We start from the raw sequence: 16,934 nt of genomic DNA, 5'->3' as shown, positions 1-16,934 counted from the left end.
GCGTGCCTGTCGCTGGACGGGCTACGCCTCGCTCAGCGACAGGCACGCCTGGCCCGGGTGAACCAGCAGTTGAGCGACTTCTACGCCCCGCTGTTCGCCCTCGCGGAGGCCAACAGCCGTGCCTGTGACCCCAACGCTGCCTTCTTCAACGGTGTCCTGGGGCAAGGGCTCCGGAGGGGCATCGTCGATGCTGGTGAAGGCCCTCGGCAGGTGGCGCAGGGCGAAGATGCCAAGTGCGGCGTGGAGAATACCTGCGATGACGGCAGCGGCGTGCAGACCGGTGACAAAGGCTGACTTCGCATCACCGACCACCGCGGCTGTGAGGCCGGGGGCTTGCAATGTCTCGTTGAGGGTACCGGCGAGGCCAGGTCCCTGGAGCCGGAAGATCAGGGCGGCCAGCGAGCCGAGGAGCGTGATGCCGAGGGCGTTGCCGATCTCGTTGCTGGTCTCGGCGATCGCGGCCGCGGACCCGGAGCGCTCGGCGGGGACCGCGGCGATGGCAGTGTCGGCGACGACACTGAAGGAGATGCCATAGCCGATGCCGGCGATGACGGTGGATGCCACGTACCAGCCGATGCCGCTGGAGACGCTGGTGGCCAGCAGCAGGAGCAGCCCTGCGGTGATGAAGAAGTGGCAGGTGATGAGCGCTGCCCGGGTGCCGATATACGCGACCAGTGCCGGTGTCACGATGCAGGTGACTGTGAGCACAACGGCACCGGGGAGCGTCACGAGAGCCGCGTCCAGGACGGTCAGTCCGAGGACGGACTGGAGGTAGATGCCGCCGAGGTACGCCGCTGCCGACCACGCGGCCAGAGGCAGAAGCCCGGTGATGGCCGCGATCGTGAACACCCGGTCGCGGAAGAGGCGGAAGTCGATCAGCGGGTGTTCAAGGTGGAGTTGCCGCCGGACGAACCACCACAGGGCGACAATGCCGACGATCCCTGCGAACAGCGGGGTCGTGGTCAGCCCCTGTGCCGCCGCGTGCTTGATCGCGTAGACGGTCAGCAGGATGCCCGCAGCGGAGAGCAGAACGCTCAGAGCGTCGACGCGGCCGGTCCGGGTGGCACGTACCTCGCGCAGCAGGACCGGGGCCAGAATCAGGAACCCTACGACGACGGGGAGATTCATCAGGAAGACCGACCCCCACCAGAAGCGGTTCAGCAGCTGTCCGCCGACGACCGGGCCGATCGCGAAGCCGGCGGCAAAGGTGGCTGCGAAGATGCCGATCGCCTTCGCCCGCAGGCGTGGGGCGGTGAACAGTTCGCTGAGCACCGCCAGAGCCGACGGCAGCAGCGTGGCACCGGCCACGCCCATCAGCGCCCGGAAGGCGATCAGCAGTTCCGGCCCGGGGGCGAACGCCGCTCCCGCCGAGGCCGCGCCGAACACCGCCGCGCCGGCCATCAGCAGCTTCAGCCGGCCATACCGGTCGCCGATGTTCCCGAACGCGATGAGCAGGGACCCGACGGCGAATCCGTAGACGTCCAGGATCCACAGCGCCTGATCGGCGGTCGGCGACAACGCCTCGGAGACCTTGGGCATCGCCAGGAACAGGACCGAACTGTCCATCGCGACCAGCAGTACCGGGCCCAGTACCACCAGCAGACCGAGCCAGGCCCGCAGGCCGGGTGAGTGAGAAACACGCTGTTCATTCATGGTTGGGATGGTGCGGTGTCGTCCGCTCGGCGACCATCCCAGCGTCATGGGTACACCTCGCAGGGACACCCAGAACCGGACCGTTCCGCATACGCTCGTGATCATGGAGTTGGAGAGCCTCGGGGCCTATCTCAAGAACCGCCGCGACCGGGTGACGCCCGCCGACGTCGGACTGCGCGTCTACGGAACCGTCCGCCGCGTGCCGGGTCTGCGCCGTGAGGAGCTCGCCCAGCTCGCGGGCGTGAGCGCCGGCTACTACACGCGGCTGGAGCAGGGCCAGGCCGGTACGGCCTCCCAGCAGGTTCTCGACGCGCTCGCCAAGGTGCTTCAGCTCGATCAGGTCGAGAGGGCCCACCTGCACAACCTCGCCCGTCAGCCCACCACTTCACGCCTGGTCCGCCCCCGCCCGGACAGGCCGCACTCACGAGTACTGGCGCTCCTTGGCTCCTTGGGAGAGACCACGCCGGCCATCGTGCTCGGCCGCCGTGGCGACGTGCTGGCCTGGAACCGCACCGGACATGCCCTCGTCGCAGAACACATCGACTTCGACGCGCCCAACGATCTCGCGCGACGGCCGTCCATCCCTCGGATGTTCTTCCTCGACCCCCTCACCCGCGACCTGCACCGAAACTGGGATGAACTGGCCCGAGTTCATGTCGCCTATCTGCGGCTCACGGCAGGCAGGTATCCCACCGACGCCCGGTTGGCCGAACTGATCGGTGAACTCGCCATACGCAGCGGCGACTTCGCGAAGCTGTGGGCCAATGGCGACGTCGCGGACTGCACCGTGGGCACCATGCGCCTGCAACACCCAACCGTCGGAGGGATCGACGTCGACTACCAGGTGTGGCTCCAGCCCGAGAGCCCCGACCACCGGCTTGAGGTCTATACACCCAACGACACCGCCTCCGCCGACGCGCTGCGACTGTTGTCCAACCAAGTCGCCGATCAGCGGGAACCTGAGATCGCCCTCTCAGAGGCGCCCCAGTATCTGGACAGGTAACTGCTGCCTGCCACCCTCATGGCAGCGGTGGGTCTATGCCCCGGAGGGGCGTCAATAACGTCCTGTCCCGCTTGCACTCGGTGAAGTCGGCATGCTGGGGCTTGATTCTGGCGGTGATGCGGGCCATCGATGGCTCCTTGTCTCGGCAGAGGGCAGCGGGGCGTCGTGTCCGCTCGGGAGAACGGGCACGGCGCTCGGGGTGCGGTGCTACTTGGTCGTGGTGTTGGTGACCACGAGGACTTGGTCGCTGGGTCTTTGGGATGTCCGCCAGCCACCCGGGACCTCGACGCCGTCATCGCGGGCACCCTGCCCTGGAACCGAGGTGTTGCCGAAGGACACGTCAACCGCATCAAGATGCTCAAACGCCAGATGTTCGGCCGCGCCGGCTTCGACCTCCTCCGCAAGCGTGTCCTGCTCTCCTCATAGGACAGACCAGGCTCAGGTCGCCATGACGCGGCCCAGCTCGCGTGACTTCTGCTGAAGGGCGGCTGCCCATGCCCCCTCAGAGGAATCCGGGGCTTTAGGGACCTGCACATCCTTGAGCCCGCCGCCCCTGGCAACGTCGGTCGGCTGCCAGTTCACCTTGATGCCCGCTCTCTCCGCCAGGACCAGCACCGTGGCAACGAACCCCTCGGACAGGGCGGCCATGACGCCGTGGCTCGTTCTCCGGTGCCACGCGAGCAGGGCGTCGACGAACGTTTTGAATACGGTGGGGTCGATCTGGCACTCGTCAGCCTGCATGGGTCCGATGCCGGACGGCAGGGCCAGTTCGGCTTGATAGACGCTCACCTGGCTCATGAACAGCCGGGAGGCCCCGTTGGACGGGTTCCACAGTGTCTGGTCGCCCATGTCGTAGTACTGGCTCAATGCGGCCTCTCCCTGCTGGTCATACCAGTCAGCGTAGTGAGCACATGACGTTACGGTCAGTCAGGCCGCCACGGAAAGTGACCCCCACGGAAAGTGAGCCAGAATCCATTCTCGTGAACGAAGCCACCTGCGTGATCACCGTGCGCCGGGTAGGGCTCACTGATGATGCCGAGCCGAACGGCACTACGACCGCGCCTGCCTCTTCCGCACCGCCGGTGTCTGCGCCGGGTGCCCCGACAGGCACATCGCGGTAGCCGTCACCATTGAAGTCGTCCTGCACTCTCGTGGTGTTCGCCCCTAAGCGAGTTGGCCGACCGCGAAACACGGGACATTGCGACCGCCGACCGCACGCATGGACATCGTTCACCACTCGCCAGACACGACACACAACCTGAGCGCATGGTGGTAGGCGCCTCGACCCGAGTCCTGCAATACGCCATGGAGCCCATCGCAGGACAAGGTCTCGCGCCGGCCGCGGACTCGCTTGCGGCCGTCCAGCCGGGCGCCACAGACTGGGCCGTGTTGGAAATGGCTGGTTCGTGAGTGTGGGCTTGCCGGTCGTGGTGAGGCGAATACTGTCGGCCACGCGGTTCTCTAGAGTGCGTGGAACGCCAGTGAAGTGCACGAAAGGGATGTCTCGATGAGCATCGTGGTCACGACACCGACCGGACACGTGGGATCGCGCGTGGTGCGGCTGCTGCTCCAGGCCGGCGTCCGTCCCCGCGTTCTGGTCCGTGACCCGGCCCGCCTGGATGAGGCGACCCGTACGCGGGTCGATGTGCGCCGGGGTGATCTGACGGACGCCGGGTTCGTCCGCGACGCGGTGGCGGGGGCGCGGTCTGTCTTCTGGCTCGATCCCACTCCGCACTCGGCGGCGGATCCGATCGAGACCTCGCTGCGGACCGCGGCGCCGTTGGTGGAAGCCGCCCGGGTCGGCGATGTGGCGCGGGTGGTGCTGTTGAGCAGTATCGGTGCGGAGAAGCGGCACGGGGTCGGCCACATCGACGCACTGGCCGGGATCGAGGAACAGCTCGATGCCACCGGGGTGGATGTGCTGCATCTGCGGTGCGCGTACTTCTTCACCAACCTGCTGTTCGACCTCGAAGGACTCTCCCAAGGCGTCCTGACCACGGCGTTCGATCCCGACCACCCGATGCCATGGGCCGATCCGCGCGACATCGGCGAGGTGGTCGCGGCCCGGCTGCTGAGCGACACCTGGCGAGGCCGGGTAGTGCAGGCTGTCCACGGGCCGGAAGACCTCACGTTCAACCAGGTCGCGCAGATCCTCACCGAGGCGCTCGGGCACCCGGTCCGGCTCAACCTCGTCAACGACGATGCGGTGCGGGACGCGTTGCGCGCAGCTGGGCTGCCTCCCTCGGCGGTGGAGGGCATCGTCGGAATGACCGCAGGGTCGCGCCACCTGGTGCCCGAGCAGCCACGCGACCTGCTCACCACCACCCCCACTCCGCTCAGCGGATGGGCTCATGCCCAGCTGCGTCCGCTGCTGGAAAGGTGACAAAACGCCAGCGCGGTCGAGCATGACCATGGAACGCTCTTGGGATCGGTATCCGCGTCCCCCGTCGGGGCAAGCTGTGGACGGCCCCGTGTCCGCCCGGACTACCTACTGGTCGACCGCACCTGCTCCTCCGCCTGCTCCTCCCGAGCCATCCGTGACTACTGTGACAACGGCACATCCCGCACACCATCCCCGAGAAGCGGGACCACGTAGGACACCGGCTCCTGAGTGGCTCGGCGAGAGGACGCCCACCTGGCCGAGGCGCAGCCGGTAGACCGTCTACGACTCCTCTCTCAGTCGTGCCCAGGTGTGGGTGTCCAGGCTGTCGTGGGGGCCGATGCGGGAGAGTTCGATGCCGTCACGCCCCAGAGCCACGATGACGGGACGAGCTTCGCTGCCTGCGTGGGGGGACATCCAGGCAGCGACGAGCTTGCGCTGCTCGGGAGCGTCGATCCGGCGGCTGCCGATGAGGAGATGGCCGACATCCTGCCCGAGGTGAACTTCGACGTAGCCGATCCATGGGGCTGTGGTGATGGAGTGCGGTGGGTTAAGGCTGCGGGTGAGGCTGAGCGCGCCCCCGCCGCCGCGGATCTCGATCACGTCGACATCGGCAGGATCATCGTCCACCGGGCCACTACCGCCGCCCACGTGCTGCCACTGCTCATCGTGCCACTCCAGGAGCGCGGTGTGCGCACGCGCCCGCGCGGACTTCGGATGCCACACGATCCGGACCGCCCCAACGCCGGCGGTGGTGTCGACATCGGCCGACACCACCGTCAGCACGCGCCGTGGCATCCATCGCGGCTGAGGCTCTGCACCCTCCAGCACACGCCTTATCACGCCCGGCAAGAGAGCTTCCGCCCAGCGCTCCGCCCAGAAAAGTTCTCCCCATGCCCGCATATGCCTGCGGTACCCGGTGCACCAGGACATCAAGCCCCAGAACGCTGGGGCAATGCCGTACAGCCACTGGTGGATGGCCCTGGTGGATGGCCGCGATGTGGACGGTCGCTGCGTAGCGGACGGCGAGTTTGTCGTATCCGAAGCCATGGATCGGTGCTGCTTGAGGCGGCTGATGCCGCACTCGACCGCGTGCCGTGGCCTTGCAGTCCTCCCGGTCGCAGGCGGGCGGGCGGCCATCTGCGCTGCCGCGGCGTTTGCGGTGGCCGATCTGGTCGGCCGGCTCGGGAATGGTGCACCGGACCCCGCACCTGCGCAGGTAGGCGCAATTGGCGTGATAGGCGCGATTGGCCCCGAGAGGAGTAGGCCTTGCCTCCCCGCACTCGCAGGGAACCACTTCCCGAACAAGCCCTGGTACTCCAGCCGTAGATCGTTATGTGCCCTGGTCTTGGGGCTGTCCGCCGCTGGCGGAAACTCAGGTGGCCTCAGCGCACGATCTGGTTAGAGTCGGGCAATGCCCGAGCTGAAGCGGCTGCATGCCGGCCACGCCCCGGCGGTCCTGGCCTTCGAGCTGGCGAACCGCACCTACTTCGCTGTCTCGATCTCCGACCGCGGCGACGACTTCTTCGACCAGTTCGCCGACCGGTACGACGCCTCGCTGGCCGAGCAGGAGGCCGGCATCTGCGCCTTCTACGTGCTCGTCGCCGAGGACGGCTCGGTACTCGGCAGGTTCAACCTGTACGACTTGGAGGACGGCACTGCCAGACTCGGCTACCGGGTCGCGGAGCGGGTCGCCGGCCGCGGCGTGGCGACCGCGACCGTCCAGGAGCTGTGCCGGATGGCGACAGCGATGCACGGCCTGCGCACACTGCGGGCAGCCACCTCCCACGACAACGCCGCGTCCCAGAAAGTCTTGGCCAAGGCCGGGTTCGTCCCGGTTGGCCCTGCCACCCCGGCCGATCTCGGCGGCAAGTCAGGCACTTGGTACCAGCACGACCTCCAGCCATAGACCTTGATCTTGCTCGTGGGTCGGCTGCGGGAAGGCTGCGGCCACCGCTGATCATCAGTGTGTGAAGACTAACGATCTTGCGGTGGCCGCAGGTCACAGCGTAGACCCCGACGACAAGCCGCGAATCAGACATGAAGATCACGATCTACGGCTGGATTACGGGACAGCCCTTAGCCGTCCTCCCGGCCGGGAAGTGGCGTCCCCTGGAGAAACGCTCGGTAAGCGTCTGCGGCGTCATCCTCTACGGTCGGCCATTCCGGTCCGTACCGTGCGTCACTCCGGTCGCGTTTCGGTCCAGAGATCCAGAAATCCTCATCGGTTTCGACGTCGTAGAAATTTGCGTCGATCAAGCCGAGACCCGTACCACGGCGCAGGGTCCGCCCTTGGAAGTAGGCCGTTTTCCAGGTCTTGGAGAAGTCCACCCACCCAATCCACGAGGGTCCGCGGTCGGTGTCGTGGCCCGTTTTGAGCTGCACGAACATGATTCTGCGAGGCATGGTCTCAGCTTGGCGGATCGTGGTACTCCAGCAAACCGATTTTGTGGATCGATCCGATGATCCAAGAGAAACGGCTTAGTGACGTGAGTTGGAGATTCGGTGGCAGTAGGCGGCGACTAAGAACTGTCCCGTAAATGATCTCCGGAGCGCCGGCTGCCTGCTCGCGGTGGTGGTTACTGGGCACCGCTGAGGTGGGGCAGGGGCGGTGATGCTGAGGCGTCAGTGCTGGTTGACCGGCCAGATGGCCGCCGGATCGCAGCGGGCCGGGCACGCCAGCAGGTAGACCTCGTTGCCCAGGAACAGCCAGTAGGTGTCGGCCCTGACGCTGTAGGGCTGTTCTGGCTGGCCGGGGTGGACAGCGAAGTCCATACCCTCAGGAACCTGGCAGACATACACCAAGTCCGCGCCGCACGCGCACCTGTAGTCCTCGGGATCCTGCGCCCAGGACGGGGTACCGCCCACCTTGAAAGTCTGGGTCGCGGGGGTATCCACGAAAGGCCGCAGAGCCAGCGGCAGCGCGCACAAGGACGGTTCGGCTTCCGAGTCCGGCAGCGCCGCGCGGCTCTGAATCAGTACCCGCCAGAACGGAGCCGGGTAGGGCGGCTGCGGAGCGTCCCAGTACTTCGGTACGAGCCGGCCATCAGCAAGCTGGGGGTCGGACGCGTCGTTGTGCGCACGGCAGTGAAAGACAAGGAGGTGGTCTCCGCCGAAGGGCTCCAGGTCCCAGGGGATGTCGAATTGGAAGAACAGTGCCATCCGCTCACCACAGAAGCACTCGGGCCAGTCCTGGGCCTGGTCGAAGAAGGGCCAGCCTCCCACCGAGTTCCGCGCTGGACGGACCAGCGGTTCGGTTCCAACCTCGACCGCGTAAGCAGGCAGCACCGTCCGCATCCTCCTTGTATTGTGTTCGAACATCCGCTCAGCCTAATAGCGTCCTGTGACAGCCGGTCGCGGATGAGATGGTCTTGATCTGGCTGGTGTGATCACGGCGTCGGAGCCGTCTTGGACAGCCCCGTTCACCGGGCTGAGCCCTCGCTTGTTCGGCAAGCTGGTGGGGCTGCTGCGGCGCGAGGGTGCGGATGTGGTCCGCAAGGGCCGACCGTAGGGCATTCCGCTGGAGGACCGGGCACTGCTGGTCGCGGCGTACTGGCGAACAAACTCGACGATGCGCCAGCTCGCCCCGCTGTTCGGGGTGTCCAAGTCGGCGGCGGACCGCATCATCGATCACCTCGGGCCGGTGCTCGCGCTCCAGCCCCGCAAACGGTTCGCCAAGAACACCGTCCTCATCGTGGACGGCACCCTGGTCCCGACCCGGGACCATGCCGTCGCCACGCAGTCGAAGAACTATCGGTACTCCACCAACCACCAGGTCGTCATCGACGCCGACACCCGCCCGGTCGTGGTGGTCGGGCGCCCCCTGCCTGGCAACCGGAACGACTGCAAGGCATGGGAGGAGTCCGGCACGAAGGCCGCGGTTGGCAAGACCACAACCATCGCCGACGGCGGTTATCCGGGCACTGGGCTAGTCATGCCCCACCGCCGCCGCAAAGGTGAAGAACTGCCCGACTGGAAGCAGGCCCACAACAGCTCCCACAAACAGGTCCGCGCCCGCGTCGAACACGTCGTCGCTCGCATGAAGACCTGGAAGATCCTCCGTGACTGCCGCCTCAAAGGCGCTGGAGTCCACCACGCCATGCTCGGCATCGCTCGGATGCACAACCTTGTCCTCGCTGGATAGGCCAGGATCCCTCGCGGCCAACTACGTCCGAGGCAGCCCAGAGACCATTTACGGGACAGTGCTTGGGCGAATCACCGTTCCACCAGGTTCAGTCAGGATGATCTGGTGGGGGTGAAGTGCAGGTGGAAGCGGGGGTGGGTCACCTCGAGGCCGTCGGGGACCTCGCACAGGACCAGGGCCTTCTCCGGCGGAACGAGGTAAAGGCCGACGATGTCGCGGACCTTGTCGATGAACAGCGGGTCGGTGGACAGTTTGAAGGTCTGGGACCGGTGCGGGGCCAGGGCGAAGGCCCGCCAGATCCGGGAGACGGCTGGCTGAGACATCCCCGTCGCCGCCGCCATCGACCGGGTTGACCAGTGCGTGGCGTTCATCGGCTGTTCCTCCAGTGTCTTGACGATCACCCGCTCGACGTCCGCGTCGGTGATCTTCCGCGGGACACCCGGCCGGGGGTCGTCGCGCAGGCCATCCAGTCCACGGTCCAGGAACCGCCGGCGCCAGGTGCGGACCACATCGGGAGCGATCCCGAGACGACACGAGACCTCTGCGATCGCCTTCCCCTCGGCGCACTCGAGAAACGATCCGCGACCGCACAGCCAACGCCTGAGCCATCGAGCGCCGACGCACCCACCCCTCAAGCACAGCCCGCTGGGCATCAGTTACCGACAACGGCGGAATCTTCGGTCCAGGACGAGTCATACAAGTCACATACAACGAAAGGGGAATCTCCGACTCAGATCACGAGGCCGTGTTTGAGAACTCCGCCTGGAACTGTGCTACGTCGACGAGAGGACCCGGCAACGGCAAGAAGGGGCATCGCCGAACTGCTCCTGGAGGCCGAATCCTTCGGCATGTGGGAGAAGCCGGACGCGGAGACGCTGGCGGCGCTGTGAGATGCCCTCCTGGAGACCGGGGGGAGCTGGAGGGCGAGGGCTGAGGGGGACGGCCGCTCGCCCCGGGGCAGGGAGGCCGGCCCGGGCGGTTCCGGACTGGCCCACCAGGAGGAACATTCCCCGCGTTGCCGCGTTGCTCCATCCGGGGGAATGTTCCACCCTGGAAGTGCAGGCAACGCGACGGCGGTGCCGCCTTCGGCCGGTCTCCTCGGTCGGTGGGAACCCTCCTCGGGGGTCGCGCGGACAGAATGGGGTGGAGCCCATGCAAGCGCAACACGTAAGGCGCTCCTTCGCCGTGGCCGCAGCCGGCGTCATGCTGGCCGGGGGTGCGGCGATCGGTACAGCGGGCGCGGCCACCGCCGCCCCCGCGCCCTCGACCACGGCCGTCTCGACGCTCCACCGCCCCCATTGCAACTGGATCGGGGGTCACTGGGAGCGGCACTGGGTCGGGGACCACCACGGCAAGGACCACCACAACCACGGCGGTCACGGCCACTGGGTGAAGGTGTGGGTCAGGGGCCACTGGAGCACCAACTGCCACCACCGCTGACGTCCGTGCGGCGGATCGTCCGACGTACGGGTGGGGGGTTGTCACGTGCCTTACCCGAGTTCTCACGCGCCGGTGCTCGGCATTGTCGGTTTCCTCGCCGGGTAGCAGTGGCCGGCCAGGGTGTTTGCGGTGCGGGACGACGAGGCCCGTATTGGTGTATGCGCTGTCCTCGAGCACGGTCACGCCTGAAGCGTGCTCGGCCAGGCCGGACTCCCGCCACACGAGGGTGTTGGCCCTGTTGCCCGGAACGGGCCGAGCGGTGGCGATCACCAGCCTCGTGTCCGCCTCGATGATGACCTGCACGTTCGCCGGGAACCGGTAGTTGCGGGAGGAAGCACCGACGCTTCGGTCTCGGGCCGGGGATCAACGTGCCGTCCACGGTCCACAGCCGTTGGGCCGCGTCGGGGGGACGCGTTGCCGGCTCGAGGGCGCGGAGAGGACTCAGCCGCTGGATGACTTGGCACACGGTTGCCGGGGAACAGCCGAACAGCGGCGCGAGCTGCCGCATCGTGAGGTTCGTGCGGTAGTACACGGCCGCCAACAGCACCGGATCCGCAAGCGGCAGACACCAGGGCCGACCGCCACCCCGGCCGTTGCCGCCCCGCTCCCGCACCACCTTCAACAACCGCCCGAACTGCCGCATCCGCAAACCGTGAACGTCTCCACCCACAAACGACTCAGCCCTCAACACCCCACCCATACAGGGAAAATGCCTGGATCACAGCCTTCTGCAACACGCTTAGGGCCTGTTGCGGAAGTTGATCTTGGCCGTTCCACGTCGATGCCGCGATGCGCGAGCTGATCGCGGCCCGCAGCTGGCTGACCGTCTTCCGTTCCCCTCGTACACACCCGACCTCAAACCGAAAACCTCAGTAGCCGACGGGGCCGGGCCGGGCCTGGGCCCGGTCGCGGAACCACGCAGCCGCCCCCACCACCATCGCCTCGGTCCCGACCATCCCAACACCCCCATCGCCCGAAGCAACCTCGCCCGCTGGCGTGGGGAGGCGGGGGAGAGGTCCCATCTTCGTCGCCACGAACACGCCAGCACCTGGACGTTCCCGCAGCTAGCCGCCGGTCAGCTGCTCGCTGCGACCATCGCCGTACCCATCCGCCGTGTCGAAGAATGTCACGCCCTCCGCGACCGCCGCGTCCAGCACGGCGAAGGCGTCCTCCTCGCGCACATCGCCCCACCCCTCTCCCAGCTGCCAAGTCCCGAGTCAGACAACGGACACCTTGCGGCCCGTCCTGCCCAACACGCGCTGCTCCGTATGGCGATCCTTTCGGGAAGGGGTGGGGGAGGGGATCAAACCACCGTCGGTGCCGCCGTAACCCCCATGACCAGCGAATAGAGCGTGTCGTTCGCCGTGATGAAGAGGCGGTTCCTCTTCGGGCCGCCGAAGCGGATGTTGGAGACTGTGTTGGGCACCAGGATGCGGCCGAGCAGGGTCCCGTCCGGGGCGTAGCAGTGCACTCCGTCGTCCATGGCCGCGGCCCAGAGGTGGCCGGCGTCGTCGAAGCGGATGTTGTCGAAGCGACCGTCGCCCGCGCTCTTGTTCTCGGCGAAGACCTTGCCGTCGGAGAGGGTGCCGTCCGTGCGCACCTCGAAGGCGCGGATCTGGCGGGCTCGGGTGTCAGAGACGTACAGCTCGCTCTCGTCGAGCGAGAAGACCAGACCGTTGGGGGCGCCGAAGCCGTCGGCCACGAGCCGCACCTCGCCGGTTTCCGGGTCGATCCGGTAGACGTTGTTGGCACCGATCTCGCTCTCGGCGCGGTGGCCCTCGTAGTCGCTGGTGATCCCAAAGTCCGGGTCCGAGAACCAGATCGAGCCGTCGGACTTCACGGCGGCGTCGTTCGGGCTGTTGAGCCGCTTGCCCTGGTAGCGGTCGGCGAGCACGATGACCGAGCCGTCGTGCTCGGTGCGGGTGACCCGGCGGTTGCCCTGCTCACACGTGATCAGACGGCCCTCGCGGTCGAGGGTGTTGCCGTTGGAGTGGCCCGCGGGTGAGCGGAAGACGCTGACCGCGCCCGTCGTCTCGTCCCAGCGCAGCATCCGGTCGTTCGGGATGTCGCTCCAGATCAGCTGGCGCCAGGCCGGTACATACAGCGGCCCCTCGGCCCAGCGGGAGCCCACGTGGAGCGTCTCCAGCTGCAGATCACCCGCGGCGCATTTCTCCGTACGGAACCTGTCGTCGAGCACTTCGTACAGCTCGGGGCGGCCGGTGGTCATGTCCGTTCTCCTTCAGTCGTTCTGCGTTCCAAGGCCCTGAACAACATCCTGTCGTCGATGAGTATTGCAGGATGCCGTATGGTCGATGCACGCTATCGGGCGGAACTGGTTTGGAGAAGAGCGTCATGGACGATGTGGACCGGAAGCTGTTGAACCTGCTGCAGGAGGACGCCACGCAGGCGTACGCCGCCCTGGGCAAGGCCGTCGGACTCTCCGCGGGCGCGGCCCATGAGCGGGTGCGCAAGCTGCGCGAGTCGGGGGTGATCCGCCGCACTGCGGTCGAGGTGGACCCCGCCGCAGTCGGCGTCGGGGTGCTGGCCTTCGTCATGGTCGACTCGTCCGCCTGGATGGGCGACTCCGGCACGTGCTTCGCCGCGATCCCCGAGCTGCAGGAGGCCCACATCATCGCGGGCAGCGCATCGGTCCTGGTGAAGGTCAGGACCGGGACGACCGAGCAACTTCAGGACGTACTACGGCGGTTGTACGAGATCGAGGGCGTGAGTGGCACTCAGGCGACGGTGGCCCTGGAGACGTTCTTCGAGAGGCCGGTGTCGACGGGAGCCTGAAGCACCCTCCATGTGGGTCCACGACGTCTTGGCAGCGCACCGGGCAGGCGATTGTGCCGCCGAATCCGCCGGGCCCCGGACAACAACCGGCCAGTAGCGCGGTGCGGATGCAGAAGTCCCAGCTGCGCTGCCGGGGGGAGGTGGTGAGGCGCGTGGCCGGAGGTGCAACGTTGATCGCCATGCCGGGACATGGGAACGAGGACTAACCGGGCAAGGCGGTGGTCTGGTAGAGCCATTGGCCAAGCGTGCGTCGCAAGCGCATACGACTTGGGGCGGCGAAGCCGGCTTCGGTCAGCCACCCGGTCAGCTGCCCGGGACTGTGGAGTGTGCCGTTTGATGTGAGCTGGAACAACAGCTCCAGGCCGCATTCATCGGCGCGTGGCGGCCTGCGGCCGGATTCGAGAAGCATGCCTACAAGTGCGAAGTGACCGCCCGGTCGCAGGGCAGCGTGGATTCGGCGGAAGAGGGCGGTGATTTCGTCGGGCTGGAGGTGGTGAATGAGGTTGAAGCACAGGACGAGGTCGTGGTTCGTACCGAGGTCGCAGACGCGCGCATCTGCCTCCTGGTACGTCACCGCGTGGTTGGCTCCCTGTGTCTGGAGGATGGCTCTTCCCACGGCGGCGCTGCCTGGCAGATCGATGACTTCGGTGCGCAGCAGCGGGTTGCGCCTGCACAGTTCGGCTGCGAAGTAGCCGTGCCCTCCCGCGATGTCCAGGGCTGTGCGTGCTTGGGGTGGGACTTTGAGCGCTGCCATGATCTCCGGTGCGGCGAGCCGGGCCATCTCGTACTGTCCGGTGATGTAGCGGTGCCAGTATGCGTCCGTTGCCGCGGTGGTGTGATGGTCGATGACCTCCCCTCCTCGTGCCACTTCCGGGAGGTTCAGCCAAAGCGGCCACAGGTCTTGTGCATAGTCCAGCAGACCGGTGATGGCTGTGTCGCAGGACGGCACCAACCAGCGCTTGGCCCGGCTTTTCAGTGCGTACCGGCCACGGCGGTGACGCAGGTAGCCGAGCGACCGCAGGGCCTCCAGCAGCAACCGCACCGTGTCGCTGCGGAGGGAGAGCCGGGATGCCAGGGACTCGGTGGTGGCGGCCCCGGCGGCCAGCTCCTGCACGAGTCCTAGGCGGACGCTGGCGATCAGCGCGCCCGACAGTGCCATGCCGCCCATGACCTGCACGGCTGGCAGAGGGACCAGTCCTGTGCCCAGCGCTAAGCGCTCCAGCGGTGTGTCCCCGCGGACGACAAGGCGCATCCTCACTCCATATTGCGTAGTTGGCCGGCCGGGCTGCCGGTGGCGGACGGCGGGGGTGTGGCGTTTCGCGGGGTGTCCCCTGCTTGTGCCGGTCGGTCAGTAGGGTGCCTGGCTGGTGCATGGCCCTGTGCTTGTGTTGGCTGGGTTCGGACCAGCCCCAAGGCTTTGCGGTGCTGCTCCAGGCGGTCGGCGTCCGGATCAGCGAGGTTGCTCGACGGTTGAATGTGGTACGCGCCGGGCGAGGCGGATCAGTGCATCGGCGTGTGGTCCGCGGGGCAACCCGTCCAGGGCTTGGCAGGCCAGTTCCCCGTGCTGGTCGGCGACCTTGTGAGCGGTTGCCAGGGCCCCGGTTTTGTGGAGCAACGTCTGTAGGCATGTGTAGGTATGGGCGGGATCGGCTTCGGCCGTCAACGCGTTGATCAGAAGATCACGGTCAGCGGCACCGGCCCGCTCGTAGGCCAGCACTACAGGGAAGGTCGGTCGGTGGTTGCGGATGTCGCTGTGGGCCGGCTTGCCCATCGCCGCAGCCATGGTGCGGTCGTACGGCAGAAGGTCATCGCGCATTTGGAAGGCCAGCCCGAGATGTTCGCCGAAGGTTCCTAACGCGGCGGTCTGGGCTTCGTCCGCGCCTGCGAGGACGGCGCCCACTTGGCAGGCGGCTGAGATCAGTACCGCGGTCTTGCGGCGCGCCATGGCCTCATAGCGATTGATGCCGCACGCCACGTCACCCGACATTGCCAACTCTTCAGTTGCCCCGCGGCATGCCTCGTGGCCTGCGGTGGCCTGGATAGCGAGGGCTCGCGTGATCTGATCGGGGGTTGCGCCGCGTGCGGCGCACTCAGGCAGTGCGGAGAACCAAGCGAAGTACAGGGCATTGCCCGCGATGATCGCCTGGCCGGCCGGGAATCGTGCGTGTGCGGCTGGTCGGCCCCGGCGGACTGTGTCGTGATCGATGATGTCGTCGTGCACCAGGCTGCCGGCGTGTGCGCACTCGAAACCGATGGCCGCCGGCAGGACGCGTTCCAGCTCTCCGCCAACCGCGAGGGCGCTGAGCGCGACCAGTGTGGGGCGCAGCAGTTTGCCTGCTGGTATCAGGGCGTAGTGCAGGACCGCGTCCAGGCCGGTGGCCTTGGCCGGCCACCGGACGGCGAGCTCCGCGGCGAGGGCTTCTGCGATCCCGTCAGCAGTGGCCTCTCGCTCTGGTGGCCACGTCGCCTGAACAGTCATAACGTTCCTCTCCCGGTGTGGGCGCCGCTTCTTGTGACGTGGGCAGCCTGACGCTCAACGAGTGTGGTCGGCCGGGGTTACCGCGTACGGGCGCGCGATACTCGCAGGAGCCGAGGGCGGCCGGCGGGGGTGCGGGGTGTGGGCGTGGCGGTGGCGCCCACGAGAGACGAGTCGGAGGTTTGCGCCGGCCATGAGGGCGGTCAGCTCGCGGCACCGTCGTCTGCCGGTGGCCGGTGCGGTAGGTGCAGCATGGGCAGCTGAGCGGGGACGCTGATGGAGTGCGGTAGTTGACGCGGATAGCGGCGAGTACGGGCGTAGACGCATCCGAGTCCAACGGTTGTGGTGGCGGTGAGCCACAGGAGGCCATGTCCGAGTTCGCGTAGGGGAAGCGTGTCGGTGAAGCCGGCCGCCAAGGCGGTTTGCATGGGCCCATACAGCGGGAGCACGGGCACTTCCGCCACACGGCGTGTCATGGTGGGGTTCTGCAGCCCGAGGTCGACCAGGCTCGTCATGAGGACCACGAGGATGCCTTCCAGCTCAGGCAGTACCGAGCCGAGCATGATGCCGAGGCCGCCGTATTCCAGCGCGGCCATGAACACTGCGCCGGCCATCAATGCGGGATGCTGCACCGGCCACGACAGGTGCATCAGCCACACCGCGTATGCGGCGACGACGGCTGCCGCCAGCAGCAGGATCGCCATCTTGGCCATCTGCAGTGCCGTGCGGGGGAAGCCGGCCAGGATCAGGCGCTGGTCGAGTTCCCGGGTGGCGAAGGTGACCTTCAGCATGATGAAGCCGGTGATCAGTGTGACGGCGTTCAGGGCCCCGGTGATCTGGCTGACGTGATTGCTGCTGGCGGCCAGGTCACCACTTACCGCGTGAAGGCGGAAGAACACTGTGACATCCAGCGCGGCCCAGCGGACGACCGCGATCCAGAGGGGAAGGAAGAACACCACCATGCACAGGGCGAGACGGTTCCGGCTGACTGCCACCAGCGTCAGCCAGCCTGCCGTACCCAGGGCCCGGCCACCGCGCCTCACCG

At 67.2% G+C, this 16,934-nt stretch carries 16 protein-coding genes and 4 pseudogenes; 7 read left to right on the top strand and 13 right to left on the bottom strand.

Annotated features, from left to right (window positions below; translation table 11 throughout):
• Nucleotides 1–21: 21 nt before the first annotated feature.
• On the bottom strand, nt 22–1,653 hold the full coding sequence (locus ACZ4S3_RS29745) for an MFS transporter (RefSeq protein WP_467939537.1): 1,632 nt from the start codon (nt 1,651–1,653) through the stop codon (nt 22–24).
• A gap of 103 nt (nt 1,654–1,756) precedes the next feature.
• Here ACZ4S3_RS29745 and ACZ4S3_RS29740 point away from each other — a divergent pair, with 103 nt between their 5' ends.
• Together ACZ4S3_RS29740 and ACZ4S3_RS29735 are read left to right on the top strand one after the other, a co-directional pair.
• Nucleotides 1,757–2,656 carry a helix-turn-helix transcriptional regulator gene (locus ACZ4S3_RS29740; RefSeq protein ID WP_467939535.1) on the top strand — a complete coding sequence of 300 codons (900 nt, stop codon included), beginning with the start codon at nt 1,757–1,759 and terminating at the stop codon, nt 2,654–2,656.
• A 255-nt stretch (nt 2,657–2,911) separates the two neighbouring features.
• Nucleotides 2,912–3,082, top strand: coding sequence for a hypothetical protein (locus ACZ4S3_RS29735; protein WP_467939919.1), 171 nt, complete (start codon nt 2,912–2,914; stop codon nt 3,080–3,082).
• Nucleotides 3,083–3,094: 12 nt separating this feature from the next.
• Here ACZ4S3_RS29735 and ACZ4S3_RS29730 read toward each other — a convergent pair whose 3' ends face one another.
• Together ACZ4S3_RS29730 and ACZ4S3_RS29725 are read right to left on the bottom strand one after the other, a co-directional pair.
• On the bottom strand, nt 3,095–3,523 hold the full coding sequence (locus ACZ4S3_RS29730) for a DUF6086 family protein (RefSeq protein WP_467939533.1): 429 nt from the start codon (nt 3,521–3,523) through the stop codon (nt 3,095–3,097).
• Nucleotides 3,524–3,551: 28 nt separating this feature from the next.
• On the bottom strand, nt 3,552–3,803 hold the full coding sequence (locus ACZ4S3_RS29725) for an integrin alpha (RefSeq protein ID WP_467939531.1): 252 nt from the start codon (nt 3,801–3,803) through the stop codon (nt 3,552–3,554).
• Between the two features lie 360 nt (nt 3,804–4,163).
• Between ACZ4S3_RS29725 and ACZ4S3_RS29720 the strand changes: the two genes are divergently transcribed.
• On the top strand, nt 4,164–5,039 hold the full coding sequence (locus ACZ4S3_RS29720) for an NmrA family NAD(P)-binding protein (protein WP_467939529.1): 876 nt from the start codon (nt 4,164–4,166) through the stop codon (nt 5,037–5,039).
• A gap of 279 nt (nt 5,040–5,318) precedes the next feature.
• On the opposite strand, the gene ACZ4S3_RS29715 is transcribed toward ACZ4S3_RS29720, so the two are convergent.
• Nucleotides 5,319–5,822, bottom strand: a complete 504-nt coding sequence (locus ACZ4S3_RS29715) for a hypothetical protein (protein WP_467939527.1) — start codon at nt 5,820–5,822, stop codon at nt 5,319–5,321.
• 628 nt (nt 5,823–6,450) lie between these two features.
• Here ACZ4S3_RS29715 and ACZ4S3_RS29710 point away from each other — a divergent pair.
• Nucleotides 6,451–6,945, top strand: coding sequence for a GNAT family N-acetyltransferase (locus ACZ4S3_RS29710; protein ID WP_467939525.1), 495 nt, complete (start codon nt 6,451–6,453; stop codon nt 6,943–6,945).
• A 170-nt stretch (nt 6,946–7,115) separates the two neighbouring features.
• On the opposite strand, the gene ACZ4S3_RS29705 is transcribed toward ACZ4S3_RS29710, so the two are convergent.
• A complete protein-coding gene (locus ACZ4S3_RS29705; protein WP_467939523.1) occupies nt 7,116–7,427 on the bottom strand; it encodes a hypothetical protein in 312 nt (103 codons plus the stop codon).
• A gap of 234 nt (nt 7,428–7,661) precedes the next feature.
• Entirely contained in the window at nt 7,662–8,261 is a 600-nt protein-coding gene (locus ACZ4S3_RS29700; RefSeq protein ID WP_467939521.1) for a hypothetical protein, read from the bottom strand.
• A gap of 151 nt (nt 8,262–8,412) precedes the next feature.
• On the opposite strand from ACZ4S3_RS29700, the pseudogene ACZ4S3_RS29695 reads away from it, so the two are divergent.
• Nucleotides 8,413–9,180: pseudogene (locus tag ACZ4S3_RS29695) on the top strand (transposase).
• A 167-nt stretch (nt 9,181–9,347) separates the two neighbouring features.
• Here the strand turns inward: ACZ4S3_RS29695 and ACZ4S3_RS29690 are convergent.
• Nucleotides 9,348–9,833, bottom strand: a pseudogene (locus ACZ4S3_RS29690) (helix-turn-helix domain-containing protein); the annotation flags it as partial.
• 499 nt (nt 9,834–10,332) lie between these two features.
• Between ACZ4S3_RS29690 and ACZ4S3_RS29685 the strand changes: the two are divergent.
• On the top strand, nt 10,333–10,620 hold the full coding sequence (locus tag ACZ4S3_RS29685) for a hypothetical protein (RefSeq protein WP_467939519.1): 288 nt from the start codon (nt 10,333–10,335) through the stop codon (nt 10,618–10,620).
• A gap of 45 nt (nt 10,621–10,665) precedes the next feature.
• Here ACZ4S3_RS29685 and ACZ4S3_RS29680 read toward each other — a convergent pair.
• The 3 genes and pseudogenes from ACZ4S3_RS29680 to ACZ4S3_RS29670 all read right to left on the bottom strand — a co-directional run.
• Nucleotides 10,666–11,320 (bottom strand): annotated as a pseudogene (locus tag ACZ4S3_RS29680) (transposase family protein); the annotation flags it as partial.
• Nucleotides 11,321–11,687: 367 nt separating this feature from the next.
• Nucleotides 11,688–11,873, bottom strand: a pseudogene (locus tag ACZ4S3_RS29675) (aldo/keto reductase); the annotation flags it as partial.
• A gap of 50 nt (nt 11,874–11,923) precedes the next feature.
• A complete protein-coding gene (locus ACZ4S3_RS29670; RefSeq protein WP_467939517.1) occupies nt 11,924–12,847 on the bottom strand; it encodes an SMP-30/gluconolactonase/LRE family protein in 924 nt (307 codons plus the stop codon).
• 125 nt (nt 12,848–12,972) lie between these two features.
• Between ACZ4S3_RS29670 and ACZ4S3_RS29665 the strand changes: the two genes are divergently transcribed.
• Nucleotides 12,973–13,413: an Lrp/AsnC family transcriptional regulator gene (locus tag ACZ4S3_RS29665; RefSeq protein WP_467939515.1), complete on the top strand. Its 441-nt coding sequence runs from the start codon at nt 12,973–12,975 to the stop codon at nt 13,411–13,413.
• A 202-nt stretch (nt 13,414–13,615) separates the two neighbouring features.
• Here the strand turns inward: ACZ4S3_RS29665 and ACZ4S3_RS29660 are convergent, their stop codons facing one another.
• The 3 genes from ACZ4S3_RS29660 to ACZ4S3_RS29650 all read right to left on the bottom strand — a co-directional run bounded on the left by ACZ4S3_RS29660 (nt 13,616) and on the right by ACZ4S3_RS29650 (nt 16,851).
• Nucleotides 13,616–14,665, bottom strand: a complete 1,050-nt coding sequence (locus ACZ4S3_RS29660) for a class I SAM-dependent methyltransferase (RefSeq protein WP_467939513.1) — start codon at nt 14,663–14,665, stop codon at nt 13,616–13,618.
• A gap of 198 nt (nt 14,666–14,863) precedes the next feature.
• Entirely contained in the window at nt 14,864–15,892 is a 1,029-nt protein-coding gene (locus tag ACZ4S3_RS29655; protein ID WP_467939511.1) for a polyprenyl synthetase family protein, read from the bottom strand.
• A gap of 200 nt (nt 15,893–16,092) precedes the next feature.
• Nucleotides 16,093–16,851, bottom strand: coding sequence for an ABC transporter permease (locus tag ACZ4S3_RS29650; protein WP_467939509.1), 759 nt, complete (start codon nt 16,849–16,851; stop codon nt 16,093–16,095).
• Nucleotides 16,852–16,934: the final 83 nt, after the last annotated feature.

The organism is Streptomyces sp. NPDC028368 (assembly GCF_055565615.1).
This window is presented reverse-complemented; position numbering and strand designations above follow the sequence as displayed.

Coding starts and splice junctions, on each gene's coding strand:
- ACZ4S3_RS29650 (WP_467939509.1), bottom strand. CDS start 16,851: ATGGTGGTGTTCTTCCTTCCCCTCTGGATCGCGGTCGTCCGCTGGGCC.
- ACZ4S3_RS29705 (WP_467939523.1), bottom strand. CDS start 7,427: ATGTTCGTGCAGCTCAAAACGGGCCACGACACCGACCGCGGACCCTCG.
- ACZ4S3_RS29745 (WP_467939537.1), bottom strand. CDS start 1,653: ATGAATGAACAGCGTGTTTCTCACTCACCCGGCCTGCGGGCCTGGCTC.
- ACZ4S3_RS29710 (WP_467939525.1), top strand. CDS start 6,451: ATGCCCGAGCTGAAGCGGCTGCATGCCGGCCACGCCCCGGCGGTCCTG.
- ACZ4S3_RS29660 (WP_467939513.1), bottom strand. CDS start 14,665: ATGCGCCTTGTCGTCCGCGGGGACACACCGCTGGAGCGCTTAGCGCTG.
- ACZ4S3_RS29685 (WP_467939519.1), top strand. CDS start 10,333: ATGCAAGCGCAACACGTAAGGCGCTCCTTCGCCGTGGCCGCAGCCGGC.
- ACZ4S3_RS29670 (WP_467939517.1), bottom strand. CDS start 12,847: ATGACCACCGGCCGCCCCGAGCTGTACGAAGTGCTCGACGACAGGTTC.
- ACZ4S3_RS29720 (WP_467939529.1), top strand. CDS start 4,164: ATGAGCATCGTGGTCACGACACCGACCGGACACGTGGGATCGCGCGTG.
- ACZ4S3_RS29740 (WP_467939535.1), top strand. CDS start 1,757: ATGGAGTTGGAGAGCCTCGGGGCCTATCTCAAGAACCGCCGCGACCGG.
- ACZ4S3_RS29665 (WP_467939515.1), top strand. CDS start 12,973: ATGGACGATGTGGACCGGAAGCTGTTGAACCTGCTGCAGGAGGACGCC.
- ACZ4S3_RS29655 (WP_467939511.1), bottom strand. CDS start 15,892: ATGACTGTTCAGGCGACGTGGCCACCAGAGCGAGAGGCCACTGCTGAC.